The 16,641-nt window shown below is 33.4% G+C and carries 8 protein-coding genes; all 8 read left to right on the plus strand.

Features of this window, described 5'->3' with window-relative positions; all coding sequences use genetic code 11:
- Positions 1–39 precede the first annotated feature (39 nt).
- The 8 genes from A8B35_RS12955 (at position 40) to A8B35_RS12995 (ending at position 16,540) form a co-directional block, all read left to right on the plus strand.
- Positions 40–321: a helix-turn-helix domain-containing protein gene (locus tag A8B35_RS12955; protein ID WP_068473193.1), complete on the plus strand. Its 282-nt coding sequence runs from the start codon at positions 40–42 to the stop codon at positions 319–321.
- Positions 322–356: 35 nt separating this feature from the next.
- Complete coding sequence (locus A8B35_RS12960) at positions 357–1,712, plus strand: DUF3987 domain-containing protein (RefSeq protein WP_068473196.1); 1,356 nt, start codon at positions 357–359, stop codon at positions 1,710–1,712.
- Positions 1,713–1,982: 270 nt separating this feature from the next.
- Positions 1,983–2,849 carry a DUF6371 domain-containing protein gene (locus A8B35_RS12965; protein WP_139314891.1) on the plus strand — a complete coding sequence of 289 codons (867 nt, stop codon included), beginning with the start codon at positions 1,983–1,985 and terminating at the stop codon, positions 2,847–2,849.
- Positions 2,850–3,929: 1,080 nt separating this feature from the next.
- Positions 3,930–4,325, plus strand: a complete 396-nt coding sequence (locus A8B35_RS23170; protein ID WP_139314892.1) for a hypothetical protein — start codon at positions 3,930–3,932, stop codon at positions 4,323–4,325.
- A 119-nt stretch (positions 4,326–4,444) separates the two neighbouring features.
- Entirely contained in the window at positions 4,445–10,267 is a 5,823-nt protein-coding gene (locus A8B35_RS12980; RefSeq protein ID WP_068473205.1) for a hypothetical protein, read from the plus strand.
- A gap of 6 nt (positions 10,268–10,273) precedes the next feature.
- Positions 10,274–10,996, plus strand: a complete 723-nt coding sequence (locus A8B35_RS12985) for a hypothetical protein (RefSeq protein WP_068473207.1) — start codon at positions 10,274–10,276, stop codon at positions 10,994–10,996.
- Positions 10,997–11,061: 65 nt separating this feature from the next.
- Positions 11,062–16,074 (plus strand): hypothetical protein, encoded by a 5,013-nt coding sequence (locus A8B35_RS12990; protein ID WP_068473210.1) that lies wholly within the window; start codon positions 11,062–11,064, stop codon positions 16,072–16,074.
- A 34-nt stretch (positions 16,075–16,108) separates the two neighbouring features.
- On the plus strand, positions 16,109–16,540 hold the full coding sequence (locus A8B35_RS12995; RefSeq protein WP_068473213.1) for a hypothetical protein: 432 nt from the start codon (positions 16,109–16,111) through the stop codon (positions 16,538–16,540).
- Positions 16,541–16,641 lie beyond the last annotated feature (101 nt).

A 16,641-nucleotide genomic window follows, 5' to 3' on the forward strand; every position in this document is an offset into this window, starting at 1 on the left:
TAATCATAAAACATAAAAACAAATTAAAAATAGTTGAAAATGAGCAAAACAGTAGTAATAGTAGATGAGCATCTTTTTAATAAGCTGATGGGTAAAATTGATCACTTGAATGATAAGATAGAAAGTATTAGTGTGTCAAAGAATGATGGTTTTAAAGATCGTTGGTATGTTACCGAGGAGGTGTGTAAACTGTTAAATGTAAGTAGGCGTACTTTGCAAAATATGCCCGATAATAAAGTGATAGCGTATAAAAAAACCGGGCGTAAGATTTATTATAAAGCTTCGGATATAGAGACCTATCTCGAAAGTATTGATGCGTAAGTTTCTTCTTGTATTAGTATGTAAAAAGTAATTTTATGAATTCAAATAAAGAAGATAACACAGAGCTAGGGAAAGCACATCTTACTTATGGTAAACTCTCTATAGATCAGGCGAACATCCGATTAAAACAAGAAGGGGAATCAGAGTTTCCTTTGGGAGTTTTTTCTAAGTTTATTCAGGATACCATACTTGAATTGTATGATAATGGAAATTATAACATCGATTACACTTCGGTAAGTGTTTTAACAGCCCTGGCAGGTATAATCGGAAATTCATTTCATCTGCGTAAGCATATTGAATGGTGCGAGAATCCATCCATGTGGGTGGTATTGGTCGGTAAATCAGGACAAAATAAAAGTGCTCCTTTAAAAACAGCATTTAAAGCTGTGAAGAATCAGCAAAAGCAGTTTGATAAGGAATACGAATCAGCGATAGCTAATTTTGATCCGGATGCTGGGCAAAAAAAGCCCACAAAAAGAAAACTATATTCCACCGACCCCACATTTGAGGCGCTGATAAATATGCACAAACAAAATCCCAATGGATTAATTCTCATGCCCGATGAATTTAAGAGTTTCATTCTTAATTTAATTGGATATAGTGGAGGCTCAAAGCAAAGTCAGTTTTTATCTATTTGGGATGGCGCTCCAATATCCTTGGATAGAAAAGAGGCAGAGAGCTCTTCCATTAGTATGCCCTGTGTTTCAATTATAGGCAGCATTCAGGATGATGTTATTGCTTCCTTTAAGGCAAAGGATATTAAGGATGGTTTTTTCGAACGCATATTATTTGCTATTCCTTTAAAGATGGAAAAGAAATACATCAAAAGAACCAATCCAAACGATTATATAATTGAGCAATTCCATGCCCAAATGAAATCTTTCTTAGATACTGTATCCGATAATGAAAGTACCAAGGAGTTAATGCTTTCAGAGGGTGCAGAGAAATTGTTTATTACCGAAATAAATAAACATGTAAAGCCTTCCAATAAGGACTCTACTATCTCGGGTATCTTATCAAAGTTAGATCGCTATTTGTTACGATTTGCTTTGGTTTTGGAAGTGTCGAATTGTTTTTTCGCCAATAAAGCCATTGATAAAGTAAGTCGCGATTCCATGAAAAGTGCCATTATGCTTAAGGATTACTTTTATGCGAATGCCCTAAAGTTGAATCATATGGTTTTAAATGTTTATGAGGATAATTCGAAAGAAGGAAAGGTCCTTCGTGCCATTAAAAAGATTGGAAAAAAGGAATTCACCAATAAAGAATTTATTCAGGTGGCTGATCAAATGGGAATAGCAAAAGAATCATATGCTTATCAGTTATTGAGCAATACAAAGTTAGCACACAAAATACAAAAAGGCTTATACGAAACTGATATTCTTAATTAGTATTTTCTAATACAAAAACATCTTATCTGCTAGTTTACTTAAGGAAAATAAACATACAACTCTGTAGAGTTTGTGGAGTTGTGGAGTTTTGTTGATACACAGTACTTTAGCTGTGTAGTTTGAGTGTAGTATGTGTGTAGTAGCGGAGTAAGCGGTTTTTTTCTGTGTAGTGAGTGGAGTTGCGTGGAGTATTAAGTGTTTGATAAACAGTCGTTCTACACAACTCCACAAACTCCACAAAAACGACCTAACTATTTAATCTATCAACTTATGCGTTATTCATTAGAGAAGTATAAAGGTCGATCAACTCGCCATGATTGTCCAAGATGTCGACTAAGGGTATTTACCCGTTATGTGGATCATAAAACGAACAACTATTTATCTGATCATGTGGGGCGATGTAACCGGGTAGAGAAATGTGCCTACCATTTTACACCTAAAATGTACTTTGAGCAAAAGGGATATATGGTAGATGATTCCGATCTATTTGTGCCCGTAGTAAAACCAATTAGCAAACCACCATCATGTATCGACAGAAAGCTTTTATTTGCCTCGTTAAGTCAATATCATAAAAACAATTTTGCCGTTGGTCTGAGTCGATATTCTCCACAAGCTTTGGCTATAGAGGTGTTACAAAAATATTATGTGGGCACAGCCAAAGGGAATAAAACTATCTTCTGGCAAGTGAACCAACAGGGGCAAGTGGGCACAGGTAAAGTGATGCAGTATAATGCTGCAACTTTAAAGCGTGTGGGTTATATAAATTGGGCGCATCATATTGTGAAGCAAAAAGACTTTAATTTGAAACAGGTTTTCTTTGGGGCTCATTTATTGGCTGATGAATCAACACCCGTTGCCATAGCCGAGGGCGAAAAGAATGCCATTTTCGGAGCCTTATATTATCCGCAATACAATTGGATCGCAGTAGGATCGATTGAAATGCTGAACCTACAAAAGCTAAATGCGCTCAATGGTTACGAGGTCACTTTATTTCCTGATAAAGGCAAAGCATTTCAAAAGTGGAGCACTATTGCTCATAAGGCAAGTTTTGATGTAAGTGTTAATAGCATTTTAGAAGATACCGATTTAAGTGAAGGTGATGATATAGCAGATCTAGTTATCCATTTATTTACATAATGTTAAGTCTAATTGAGTATGAAATGTTGCTAATTGAAATTAGTGTCTTCGGTCGTTATATGGCTAGTCTGAGTTAATTGGAATGTAATGAAGTTTTTTTTATGAAAAATAATAATTATGTTTGCATGAAATTTTAAACTCTCACTTGAAATTTAGTGTGATTTAGTGAGTTCTTTTATATGATCGAACTATTGTTGAAAATTAATCAACTATGTCCTTTTTTATTAGGGAGTCTATTGTAATTCTATATTTAATGAAGCTTTTTAGAGACTTCTTTGTGTTCAATTATTAATATGCAGATGGTAATTTTAGTACTTCACTACTTTATGCTATATACTATAAAGTTATTGACTCATGAAAAAAACAAAATACTCTCAAATTAAAGCACGTACTGTGATTAATATTTCAGTACGTGCTTTATCTTTTACTACTGCAATTTCAACAAAACCTTATGTATTTACATCTTAATAAGTATGATAGAAGAGTATTCTATGTGCATGGATTTTAAGTCTTGTTAAACATATATAATAAGAGTGTAAAGAATGGAAAGGTATTTATTTTTAAGAAAGACATTTTATTTTCTAGAATTGTGTGATAAACAATCTACTGGTTCGAGAAGGGAGTTAGTAAGTAGGCTTGGTATGTCAGAAAGCTCTGTTAAGAGGATGATTAGTGATCTTCGAGATGCTGGCATTGAAATAGATTATTGTAATTCTAACAAATCGTATAGGTTGGTTAGTGAATCTATATTTTATAAGAAATATAAATAATGTATGGTAGGGTCATGAGGTGACCCATAGGTTGTAATATACTTGCATCGATAAATTATAATTTTATGAATAGATGCTAAAAATACACAATGTTATTTTTTTTGTTGCTTGTTTAGTTATTGCATTAGGGTGTGTTAGATTTGCCTCAGCTAATGAATATGAAAAATTTATTAGAAATAAGAATAATGGGCTTTGTAAGAGGTTTATATTGGAGGAAATCATTATTGAGGTATATTATGTGCCGACGGAATTGAGGCTTTTAAGGCAAGAGATTATAAATTCTCTAGATAAGCAGACGATATCTGATAAGATGGCTCTTTTAACAGAGTCAATGGAGTTCTTGTTATCGATAAAACCAACTAAAAGTTGTAGAGTTGCTGATTTAAATTATTTTGAAGTGGAGAATGAGAAAGAGTTTAAAGACCGTCAATCGTTTCTAAATTTTAATTTTGGTTCATGTATTAATCTTAAGTTAAATGAGAAAGAGTTTAATCCAAGTTTGTGTCATTGGGTTAGAAATAATGGACTAGGGAATAGATATGATTTTTCGATAATATTCACTCCAAATATCAAACAAGAAATCTCGGATTTTAAGATAGTTGATTCTGTTGAGTTTGTGTTTGATGATTGCGTTTTTGGTACAGGCATTACAACATTTTCTATAGATATAAGAGATATTAAAGACGTACCAAAACTGAAGTATTAAATTATTCGATGTTGCATTTATACAACTAGTGTAGGCAATAGTTTATATGTATTAAATAGAATATTACTTTCTGCGATTTTCTTTGTAGTGCAGTAAGTATGTAGTTAAAACCTAAACTTATGAAAAATATTGATTCGTCAACCTATAAGGTTGTTGCCTTATATGTGCTGATTAATTTCTTAGCCACAATTTTTGCTCCATCAATAGCTCTAGCACTTACTTCTGGTCCTAGTTCCCCAGAGTTTTCGAGTTTTAGCCCTGTATCTTCTAGTGATATGGTTAATGTATTTTCTGGAGATTTTAAGTATAACCTACCAGTTGTGGAAGTTCCAGGTCCGCATGGTAGTGGATATTCAATGTCTTTAAACTATAATCCAGGAGGAGGAATGGAGGATGAGGCTTCATGGGTTGGATTTGGGTGGAGTTTAAATCCTGGGAGTATTAATAGAACACTGAGGGGGTTTCCTGATGAATATGATGGGCAAGAGATAAATTATTATAATAAAACACGTCCTAACTGGACTGCGACTTCTTCTATATCAGCAGGAATGGAGCTGTTCTCTTCCGATTTATCTATTGGCCTAAATGCAGGTTCAATTCATCGTATGAATAATTATACCGGTTATCAGAAGGTAAGTACGTGGGGAATGAATGTGTGGGGTGCTGTGGGTGTTAATGCTACTAATTCTGTAAACGGAACGACTTATGATGGATTTATTTCTCCAATTGGCATTATACGAGCTATAACTAGTTTAAAAGAGCAGCAGAAAGATGATGGAGATTTTTTTAGGAAGAGTCCTGGTTTGGATGGAGAGAGAGAGTATACAGATGATCAACTTAAAGATAATGCAAAAGCAGCTAGAAAGAAACAACTAGGTGGAGCTGTTAAGGGAGGTATAGCAAGTAATTATGCCGTTAGGCCTCAAAATACGACTGCTGCACCATTTATCTCACAGAAGTACAATGGATTTACAAGTAATTGGTCAACTTCGATGCAGATGAATCCAGGGACTGTGCCAATTGGAGTGGAAAGAGGTAACGCGGGTACGTTTAGTTTTAAGGTAAATGAGCCATCACGCATAGTTAAGGCTTATGGTTACCCTAATACAAAACTGGATAAGAGTTATGATGGAAATTGGGCCGAGGATTATCACGTAGAAAAAGATAAAGCTTACCAAACAGTTGATAATTATACAGGGATTCCTTTTGGTAATTATGATGTTTTTAATGTGACAGGAGAGGGTGTTGTTGGTAGTTATAGAACTTATTTGCCTGAACTTGGTAATTTTTCTTTAAAAGAAACTAAGAGTGAGTTGAGTAATCTTAATGTAGGTTTTGAGGTAATGATTGGAACCAATATTGGGGTAGGGCTAGATTTCGGAATAGGTCAGCAAGAAACGACAGTTGGTGAGTGGCTTACAAATACAGAAAAAAGTAACCAAGAATTAAATATTCTACGATTCAATAATGATTTAGGTGGAGAAGTTGTTTATGATGAAGGAAATACATTAATAGATGAAATAGGGAGTACATTCTCAGGTTTCTATACAGCACCCTATTCTGAGTGTAAACATACGGGTAGCTCATCGTATATTGACGAAGCTAAATCAAGTGGAGTTTTAAATGGTGCATCAGTTATTAATAAGTCTGGAGTTAAGTTCAATTATAACGAACCCTTGTTAATTAGAAATGCATCCTCCATAATGGTAGATGTAAATGCTAATGATTATGAGATAAAAAATAAGTTTTTGGCGTTCGGACCCTTAAAACTTAATAAAAGTGGAAGTAAATACGGATTCGCAGAACAAGGTGGCGAATTATATGAACCTGAGCATATGAGTATATTAGGACAAATAAATACAAATGAATATAGCTCTAGTCTTTTGCTTACCGAGATATTGCAACCAGGTTATGTTGATTTTGATAATATAGAAGGGGCTTCTGATGGTGACTTAGGTGGTTGGACCAAATTCCACTATAGAGAGGTTTTTGGTAAAAGTAATTCTAATTGGTACCGATATAGAATGCCATTTAAAGGTATGTTATACAGCCAAAATTCCATCTCCGATCCCAAAGATGATATGGGAACAGTAGAGACAGGAGAAAAAGAGGTTAAATATTTGCAAAAGATTGAGACTAAAACTCATATTGCTTACTTTATAACAAATAAAACAAATTTAGATAACCCATATTTGAAAGGTAGTCAAATCGGAGAATCTAATAAAGGTCGTTATGATGGAATTGGTGCCGATGAGTTAACTAATTCAGAAGACCCTGCTGCTAAGTCGGGTGATATGACTGACTTTAGCGGGGCCTCAAGATTGGAGTATTTGGAGAAAATTGTTTTATTTGCGAAGAATCCAAATAATTCGAATCCAGGTCTCCATGGCGATCAAAAACCTATAAAAACTGTTAGATTTGAGTATGATTATAGCTTAGTTCCCAATGTAGCTAATAATGCCAATAGTAGTTATAGTTATTCTGATATATTAAATACCAATAGTTCTAATTCCGGTAAGTTAACGCTTAGAAAGGTGTGGTTTGAGTATGAAGGAATTGTTTCTGCTAGGATTAGTCCATATATTTTCAACTATAAATATCCAAACCCAAAACAAGGTTCTAAGTTAGCAACCTTGTTTCAAAGCCAGGAATATCAAAATATTCTAAATGGAGGTGATATTCAAAATGCTCCTTACGCCCCATATGCTTTAAATGGTTGGGGTACGGTAACTCCTAATAGTACAAAAAGAAGAGCAAGTAGTATTTCATGGATTGATCAATCAGTATTTTTAGATAAAGAAATAGAGTATGATCCAGCTGCTTATCATTTAAAGTCTATAAAACTTCCATCGGGAGGAACTATTCATATTCAATATGAGAAGAAGGACTATGCTTATGTGCAAGATCGAGAGGTTATGGCTATGGCAAAAGTTTCATTGTGCAAACAGATTAATTCTGGAGATAGTAACACGCTCCCAATATATGAAGTTAATAATGGAGCATCGCCTTCATACGGAGGAAATGATGAGTATTTAATTCATGTTGAGAGTTTAGGAGTTAGTTCTGATGATGAAGAAGGTATTGATTACTTGGTAAACAGAATTTATAAATATTTTAATCCTGAATCTGATATTGAAAACACAGAAGAGGACTCCGAGGAATTGAAAAAAGAAAGAAAGGTTTATTATAAGTTTCTTTTTGGTTTAACAGATAAGTCACCATCATTAGATAATTACCAATCAGAGTATATTACAGGATATGCAGGATTTCAATCAGTAGAAAAAGTACGTGTTAGTGAGGCTGATAAAAATCAATTTGGTATTAAACTTGTATTAAAGGGGAAATCGAAGTTTAAGAAAGATGAAGAAATTGAAATAACACCACGTAAAGCTTGTTGGGACTTTGTTGCTAATTATAGGCAAGGAAAAATTAATGGGTCAGATGGTATAGATCCTTCAATTGAAAAAAGGTTTGACGAGCAGATTATTAGAATTGCAAATGGAAAATATGTTGACTATAAAGGTCAACTCCTAACAGGTGTTGTAACTCCTGCAATTCTTTCTTTAGTAACTGGATTAACAGGTAATGGGTTAAATAATAAATTTGTTGGGAACATTAAAGAAAAAGATCCTCGTATTGCCACACAAATACATGCTGATCTTTCATTTATAAAGTTACCGATGTTACGTAATAAGGTTGCAGGAGGGGCTAGAGTAAAGAGGATTCTTTTACATGATAATGGAATAGAAGATGGGGATGAAGTACTAATTGGTACTGAATATCATTATGTGCTAGAAGATGGTGTAACAAGCAGCGGAGTAGCAACAAACGAACCTGCCTCGTTGAGAGAAGAAAACCCATTAGTAACATTCTTACCAAATAAAGGTCAAAGTACATGGGATAGATTAATTACAGGGCAGAATCTTACTCAAAATGAGGGACCTATAGGTGAAAGTTTATTGCCTGGTCCATCAATTGGTTATTCAAGGGTTGTTATGGAAAATATTCATAAAGGAGCAACCGGAAATGGCTTTTCTATAGACAAATATTTTACAGCAAAGGATTTCCCATTTGACAAGGTTTACCCTCGGGGTAATAATAATGAGTTTGATATTTCAGGTAAGGCAGCAGACCATACTAAATTGCAGAAGCACCATGATGAATTTGATATAAATGGAGGTCTATTTATGTATGCAACTGCGATGCAGAGAGTTTCCCAGGGGTATCGTTTTATCCAAACTAATATGCATGGTTTGCCACATAGTATGCTAACCTATGCAGGAAACTATAGTGATTATTTGTTTAGGTCACAACATGACTCATCAACAAAATATACAGGCAAAAACTATATTGTTACCGGTGAGGAGTTTGAGTATTATCAACCAGGGGAAAAGGTGAAGATGGTGAGTTACGAAGATAAAATAATAACTCAAGAGCTCACTCCAGGAAAAGAGATGGATATTGCACGTGAAAGCAAAAAGGTTTCGGATGTATCGGTTAATTTAAGTGTTGAAGTAGATGTGAGTTTTTCAATGCCAGGAATGCCCGCTATATTTGTTTCTGCAATGCCTTCTTTTACTTATACTGAAAACCATTTGTATTCTCATACAACGTCTAAAGTAATTAGTTACCCTACCATTTTAAAGTCCACAATAAAAACTATTGAAGGTATAAGCTCAAAATCAGAAAACTTGGCTTTTGATAAAAATACAGGAGACCCTATATTAGTTAGAACAAGTGACTCTTACGCAAATATTAATGTTGGAGATAATAAGGGTAATAATAACTATTATTCTTTCTCAATTCCAGCATGTTGGGTCAATGATGAGATGGGACAAAAAGCCCTAAGTGATAACAATGCAAGTTTATCTAAAACAAATCAGTTAGATGCTCAGATGGCACAATTTCTTGTGTTAGATGATAATCCATTGGATAACGAAGATTGGATGAATAAACCTGAAGAATTGATAGCAGCATCTATTTCAACATTTAAAAATGGATGGGGTACCAAAATAGAATCTAATGACAAAATATTAGCTGAGTATGGTATAAATAAAAGTGACATAACTTACGATAAAAAGCGAGCTCTTGATGCGATATGGTTGCCACATTGTTCCTACACATATAAAACTATTCAGGACGAAAAAAATGAAGCTTATTCCAAAGGAACATTTAAGATTAGTGAACCAATTAACTGGTTAGACATTGTAAGCGATAAGAATTGGATAAAAGCTTCAGAGATAACTAAGTACTCTCCTCACTTAGATGCTATAGAAGAAAGAAATGCGCTTGATATAAAAAGTGCGGTACTTTATGGTTCGGCTTATTTAAATAGTGTACCTACAATGGTATGTAATAATTCTGATTACGAATCTATATACTTTAATAGTTACGAGAACCATGAATACGGAATAATTGATTCGCATTCGGGTAAGTATTCTATTAAATTAAGAGATATGGACAATATGTTCGATGGTTTTAAGCTGAGTAACCAAGTCAAAACTGAGGGTAGTATTGTTAAGTTTTGGTTAAATAAGGCTATAGATGATTTAAGTTTGCAGTTAAATGGTTCATCAACAAATACAGTGAAAATGAACCTAGTGTCTTCTATTAATGGGTGGACACTGTATGAAGGGTTCATTAAAGCTGATGAAAATTTAAGTGCTATTAATATAGGTGCTAGTTTTAGTGGTGTACTGAATATAAGTGATGATACATTAATAGACGATGTTCGATTACAACCATCAAATTCATCATCTAATTGTTTTGTTTATGATTGTGAAAACCTTCGATTATTAGCCCAGTTCGATGATCAGCACTTTGGTACTTTCTATCAGTATAATCAAGAGGGGCAGCTCATAAGTAAATTGATTGAAACGGAATCAGGATTAATGACATTACAAGAAACCAATTATAATACAAGCTCTAAATTACGTTATTAATAAAATATGTGTAATAAAATTATAGTATTATTATTTATGAGCTGCATCTATTATGATGCAGATTCTCAAGTAGAATCAAATCCTAAGTCTATTCTATTAGGCGCTATAGAAGAACTTAATAGAAATTCGCAACCCAAAGGGGATTCATTGTACTATATGAATACAGAAATTAAGACAATAGTCGCCAATAATTTATCGGAGCCTACGATTATTAACATTGAAGCAGTATATAGTTCAAACTTAAAAGTGTATAAAACAGATTTAGTTAGCGTTTTTCAGGACACAACTGTTTGTTATGTTTTGAGTAAAAAAAATAGAACAATATATATTCATGATAATAAGGATGCGAACATGGCGACCCATAATAAACTTATAAATCAGCAGAAGGAGTTTATTAATCTATCTGAGTTCATAAGTGAGAAGCAATATGTAGAAAATGGAATAAAATATTCAGATTATAGCTTTAAGCCGAGCGAAGCTTTAAAGAATAATAAAGGATACGAGTTAATAATTTACAAGTTTAATCATAGTGAGAGGCGTATTTCGGGTTTAAGAGTTAGGTTTAAAAAGGATTATCGCATAGTATCTCAGTTTATTAATTATAAAAATATAGATTTTAATTATGATCGTAGTGTTTATACAGGTCCGGCACGTTATCTAATTTTTAATAGTAAGGGTAGATTAAAAAAACAATACGAGAACTATAAAGTGATAGATACACGAGTTTAAGTCTATTCATACATTAAACTGTTAATACAAATACCATATACAACTTTATACCTAAATAAATACTAATGAAAAATATAGGTAAATATATACTTGTGTTTATTATGTTGTTTATCAGCATAAATTCCAAGGGTCAATTAGTCGAAAAAACGAATCACTCAGGTTCACTTAATTTAGAAATAGGAGAACAAAAGGTTACGTTACCAGATTTGAACTTCACTATAAATCGAAGTTTTAAATCAGCAAACTTCTGGCTTTCCTTAGATTTTGATAAGGCAGTAGATGTTCAGTCTAATATGCCAACGAGCGGAAAAGTTATTGTAAAATTGAAGTTAAAGGCTAGTAAAGGATCAGCTGAGGTTCCCAATATTTTTACATCTGACGAAATTATCCTGACTTTAGATAATGCTAATATACAAGCTAGTTATATGCTAGATATTTTGAAGGATTTTTCACCTATCGGAGAATGTGTATACTCAGATATACTTGTAAATATTATGGATGTTCAATTTGTAGATATCCCAAGAGTATTAATAGAAAGTCTAGAATTAACTTATCATTTAGAGCAATCTTTTGCAGCAGACCCTACAAATATTGAAGCTAGCGAAATATTTGTAGATAACATTGAGTGGGGCGAAAGTAGTTATGAATTTAAGTGGTTAAATAGTAATAACTATCCTTACCAATATTATCAATTGCAGTTGCTTCGTTTATATAATGAAATAGACCAAGCGGAGTATTTAAAAACTACACAGAAGATTAAGGCCACAGTAGATTGGAATAAAGCTGGTACATATATTATAAAAGGACAGTCGGATGAGAATAATCAGATATCAGCTGAGCCTTTTACGATACCTCAAGGTACAGGATTCTATATTTGGAGGGTTCGACCGGTTAGTGGCTACCATAAGGGTGAACTGGCTAATATTGATAATTATGGAGTATGGAGTAATAAAAGCATCCAACAAGGTAAAGTTTTAGATTTAGATTTAAGTAAACCAGATTTAATACCATTAAGTTGTTTTTATTTTTCAGATCCCAATCAAGAGATTAACTACAATTATAGCCGAATATTTACTGAGAATGGTAAATCAAAAGAATTAGTTACCTATGCCAATGGTCTAAATCAGGTTAAGCAAACAAGTACCTACCTCAAATCAGAGAATGTATCTGTTACCACTCAAACTATATTGGATCATACAGGTCGTCCAGCATTGGTTACGATGCCCGTACCAGTAGATGGAAAAAATATTGATTATACAGAAGAACTTGTGAGAAGTGCAGTAACCGGTGAATTATATACGGCAGATAATTTTGATACGGAGCAGAATTTTCAGAATCCTGAAGCTATTAAAGAAGATAAAGAGTTTTTGTATTATAATAATAGTCATAATAATGTTGCTGCTGCAGAAGGGTATGCCTATACTCGTACAATTTTTAATAGCGATGGAACAGGACGAATTAAAGAGCAAAGTGGTGTTGGTAAAGCTCATAGTATTAATACTATTGACGAAGAGAAACATACTACTAGGTATTTTTACGAGAGTGCTACCAAAGATGAATTATTAGCTTTATTTGGGGATGAAGCTCCTAATTACGAATTTGTTTTTAAAACAATTACAGTTGATCCAAATCAAGTTGCCACAGTTACTTTTACAAATAAAGAAGGACAAACTATTGCTACAGGTCTTAATTTTAGAGATGATGATGGTTTAAATCAAATAAGAAGCGGAGCAAATAGTTATCAATACGAGGCTGAAATTAAACATAGGCTCAAACATAATATTAAAACAAAAGATGGTTTTATAAGTAGTAAACGTATCTATATACCTGATCTAGAAGATAAAGAGAGCTATCCTCTTACAATAAATTATAGTATAGATCAAAAAACCTTAGATAAAAATTGTGTTAGCGTAGAGTTTGATTGTGATTACGAATTAACAATAGAAGTGCTTAAGGTAAATGATGATAATACCTTAAGTGTTCCTGAATCTGATGATGCTAATAATACTTCACAAAATTTCGTAAGATCGTTTGATATAAATCAGGTTGAGTTGGTAAATGGTGAGTACCGTCAAATAGAACCCTACACACTTAACTTACCTGAAGGTGGAACATATATAATTAATAAAACTCTTATACCAAGAGGTTTAAAAGTAAATACTTCTAATAATGAAGGAAAAATCAGAGCTCAGGTTAAAGGTATTACTGAGCTTATATTATATAAGTTATCTGAGGTTGAGGAATATGCTGACCTCCCAAGCTTTACAAATGATTTATTAGATATTAGCCACCACTTTATTAATAAAACTTACGATCAGTTATTTATAGATTATGATGCTAATATATCAGACAAACAATTCTTTGCAGAGCAATGGGTAAATGAATATTATACAGATGATGAACAGAAGCTTGCTTACTCTTTAGAAGTAACCATTCCTGAAGGTTCTAATATTGCCACAAAATGTATATTAAATACGTCTTGTTGTTCAAATGTTAATATACCTATAGATTGGGTTCCTCCCTTTGATTGCGATAGAGCAGCTGAGGATGATGAAGGCGCCATTATAAACCCAATAGAGGTTACACCAGATGGTGATCGTAGCTTGGCAGGAAGACGTAACTTGGATAATGACCATAAGTTTAATATTAATGATGCGCCAGATTATGAAAAACAAATGGTAATGATGCTCTTTAACTGCATGGAGAAGGTTAAAAATGGCGATGTAGTTGACTGGAATACCACTGTAACTAATTTCTATCAAAGATATATGTATGGATGGGATTATAACTTATCAAACATTGATATTGATGTAGAAAATGGTTTACCTAAGATAAATAAGCTTCCGGGTGTTTTTAATGAGATGGTATACCATATGGCATACGATGAATATAAGGATTCGGAAGATGATGACCCTGAGTTACATTATACTTGCCAAGAAATGTATGATTGTTGGAAGGGTGTGGTATCTAAACTAAAAACAGAATTACCCAACTGCGAATATATAGCTTACTCAATGGATGGTAGAAATGTATCCAATGCTTATGATGATGAAAAGCCTGATGAAGATACGGATGATGGCACATATAAAGATCATAACCCTCATTTTGATGATGGTTTAAAGGGCTCTTTTTTTATTATTCGTTGGATTGCCAAACGGAAGATATCAAAACGAATGAGAGACCTTAATATAGGTGCTGAAAATACAGAACCAGACCTTTCGACCAAGCAACCCGAATCTAATTTAGTATTAGAATTCTTAGAATGCACAGGTTATAATTTTGCTAAAATACTAACGCCTTATGATGCATGTCCTCTAGAAGACGATAAGCCTATTAAAGATTATAAATATGCTGTTGAAGATTATTCATCAAAGCGTTGGCCTATACCTCTTAATTTTAATAAACAGAATTCCTCATTATATTTTGCTGATACAGATGATAATTTTAAAAAGCAAGATGGTAGTATGGCCTACATTCCATTAAATAATAATCTAGAAGAAGTTTGGTACCCTAAGGCTCCTGGTAAAGTATTGGAAGATGATACAATAGGAGAACCTATAGAAGATAAGCGTTTTAGGTATGTTTTTAATCCTTACTATGCTTTTAAGTATTTTCACTACGATGCCACAAATTTGTATGTTAGTGATGATAAGATAGACCATAGCATTGCCCACGATAAAGATTTTGATGCCTTAGAAACTGGTATCTGTTTTAGCGATCCAAATGATTGCTTTTTATCCTATGAGCGTATGGACGAAGATGGTGTATCTCGCACGTTTTATAGTTTAGATGATAATAAGCAACGTATAATAGGACCCTGCTGTGCCGAAAATTTTCAAAGCTACCATAGTATAGATATCGATGTAGTGGATAATAACTGTCCGTTTTGTTATAAAGCAGAAAATTATGGTAAAAATAATGAAACTAAACTATTAGTGCGCGACTTTGCTGGCTTAGGCCGTATTAATTGCCCTTATACTTATCAATCGTGGAATATGAGTCAACGATATTCTTTTTTACAACGCATCAAGAATTTTGTACCACCATCTAGCTTATCAAATATTGCTGGTGGTGATTGGTTAGATGGTTTTGAAAAATCAGAAGAGACACCAGCAGATAAATACGAAATGGGAACCGAGTTTGTAAAACATTATACAGAACCTCATAAATGGTATTATACTGCTAAAAGTGATGGATCAATCGATGTAATAGATGTGCCTTATGTAACGTATGAATTTTTAAATGCTAATGGTATTGACCCTGAAACAGAAGGTTATGATAAAATAGAACCGGACAGTGAACTAATATTAGATGAAACATTTGTTTTTGTTGAAAAAGATATGTTTGAGCTCACTAAAGAGTGTGAAACAAATTGCAGAAGAAGAGAGACGGAGTTTAGGACTGCATTTTATCAAATGCTGAACGATAGGTGTTATGTAATAGGCGATTGCCGCACCAACGATCCTGCCACACATAATATTATACCTTACGATGATGTGGAAATATTAATAACAGCACTAATAGACAATTGCAGCCAACAGTGCGAAATTACTACTTATGCCATTGACGAACTTATGACACGCAGGATTACTAAAAGCCGTACAGAAGGAGGTGCTGATGGTTCGGAGTATAAAATGCATTATGGAGTTGCAGGTATGAGCGCCAATCAGATAGCCATTGAAGGGGGTACCTACCAGGACAATAATGCAAGTTATTACGAAACACAAACCTATAATTTGGATAAAGAGTACCGCCGATACAACTTTGATATTGATGGCGATATGTACCCCGATGATTTAATTCTATCGTGGTTACAGTACACCTTGCAAACACAAGCACTCGATTGGGATTTTGACTTATCACTACCCGATAAGTGCAACGATACTAGTAACACCACCAACGATTATCTTGAATCTGATTATAAAGAAAATACCTTTATTGATAAAGGCACTTACGAGGTAAACCCAAATATAATTACCGATACCAATAAAGCAAATGAGCCAGTTAGCTCCGCACCTATATTAATTGAAAAGTGCTTGGGTAAAAATTGTGGTGAAGATTGTAAAACCATACAGTAAGAGAAATTTATATAGTAATTTTAATATTAATAAAATGAGAAAGAATTTTTTAATGTTGTTTATGTTTAGTTTATGTATTCACGCATCAATGAAAAGTCAAGTACTAGAGGTGAATTACTTCGGGGAGGGTTATATAGAAAAGCCTAATTATACTAATATTTATAATCGATGGGAGTATTATTATCATGCAGAAATTGTTATAACAGAGGGCATTGATAATTTGAGTGATTTTACAATTAATTTTAAAGAAGGCTCTGATAAGTTTGTTTGTGAAGTAAGTATTACGAATCAAGGAGGCGACTATTATTATAGTTTCAATGGACATGTTCAGAGAAGAGTTAAAATGGGTAAAATGTTACTTGATCTAGGGCCGTATGAGTCTTCCGGAAGAATAGTTAGCCCTTCCATGTCATATGATGGAGTTACAGGTCCCTCAAATGTGAATATGACTTATCTTAATTTCTGATTTAATATTATCTAAACATTCATATTTTTTTAAATTAAATGTATACTCATTCCTATCATCAAGTCTTTTTAGTTTTACTTATTGTTACTCTTAATGTGTTT

The sequence above is a fragment of the Saccharicrinis aurantiacus genome, from assembly GCF_001660705.2.
In the GTDB taxonomy this organism is placed as follows: Bacteria; Bacteroidota; Bacteroidia; order Bacteroidales; family Marinilabiliaceae; genus Saccharicrinis; species Saccharicrinis aurantiacus.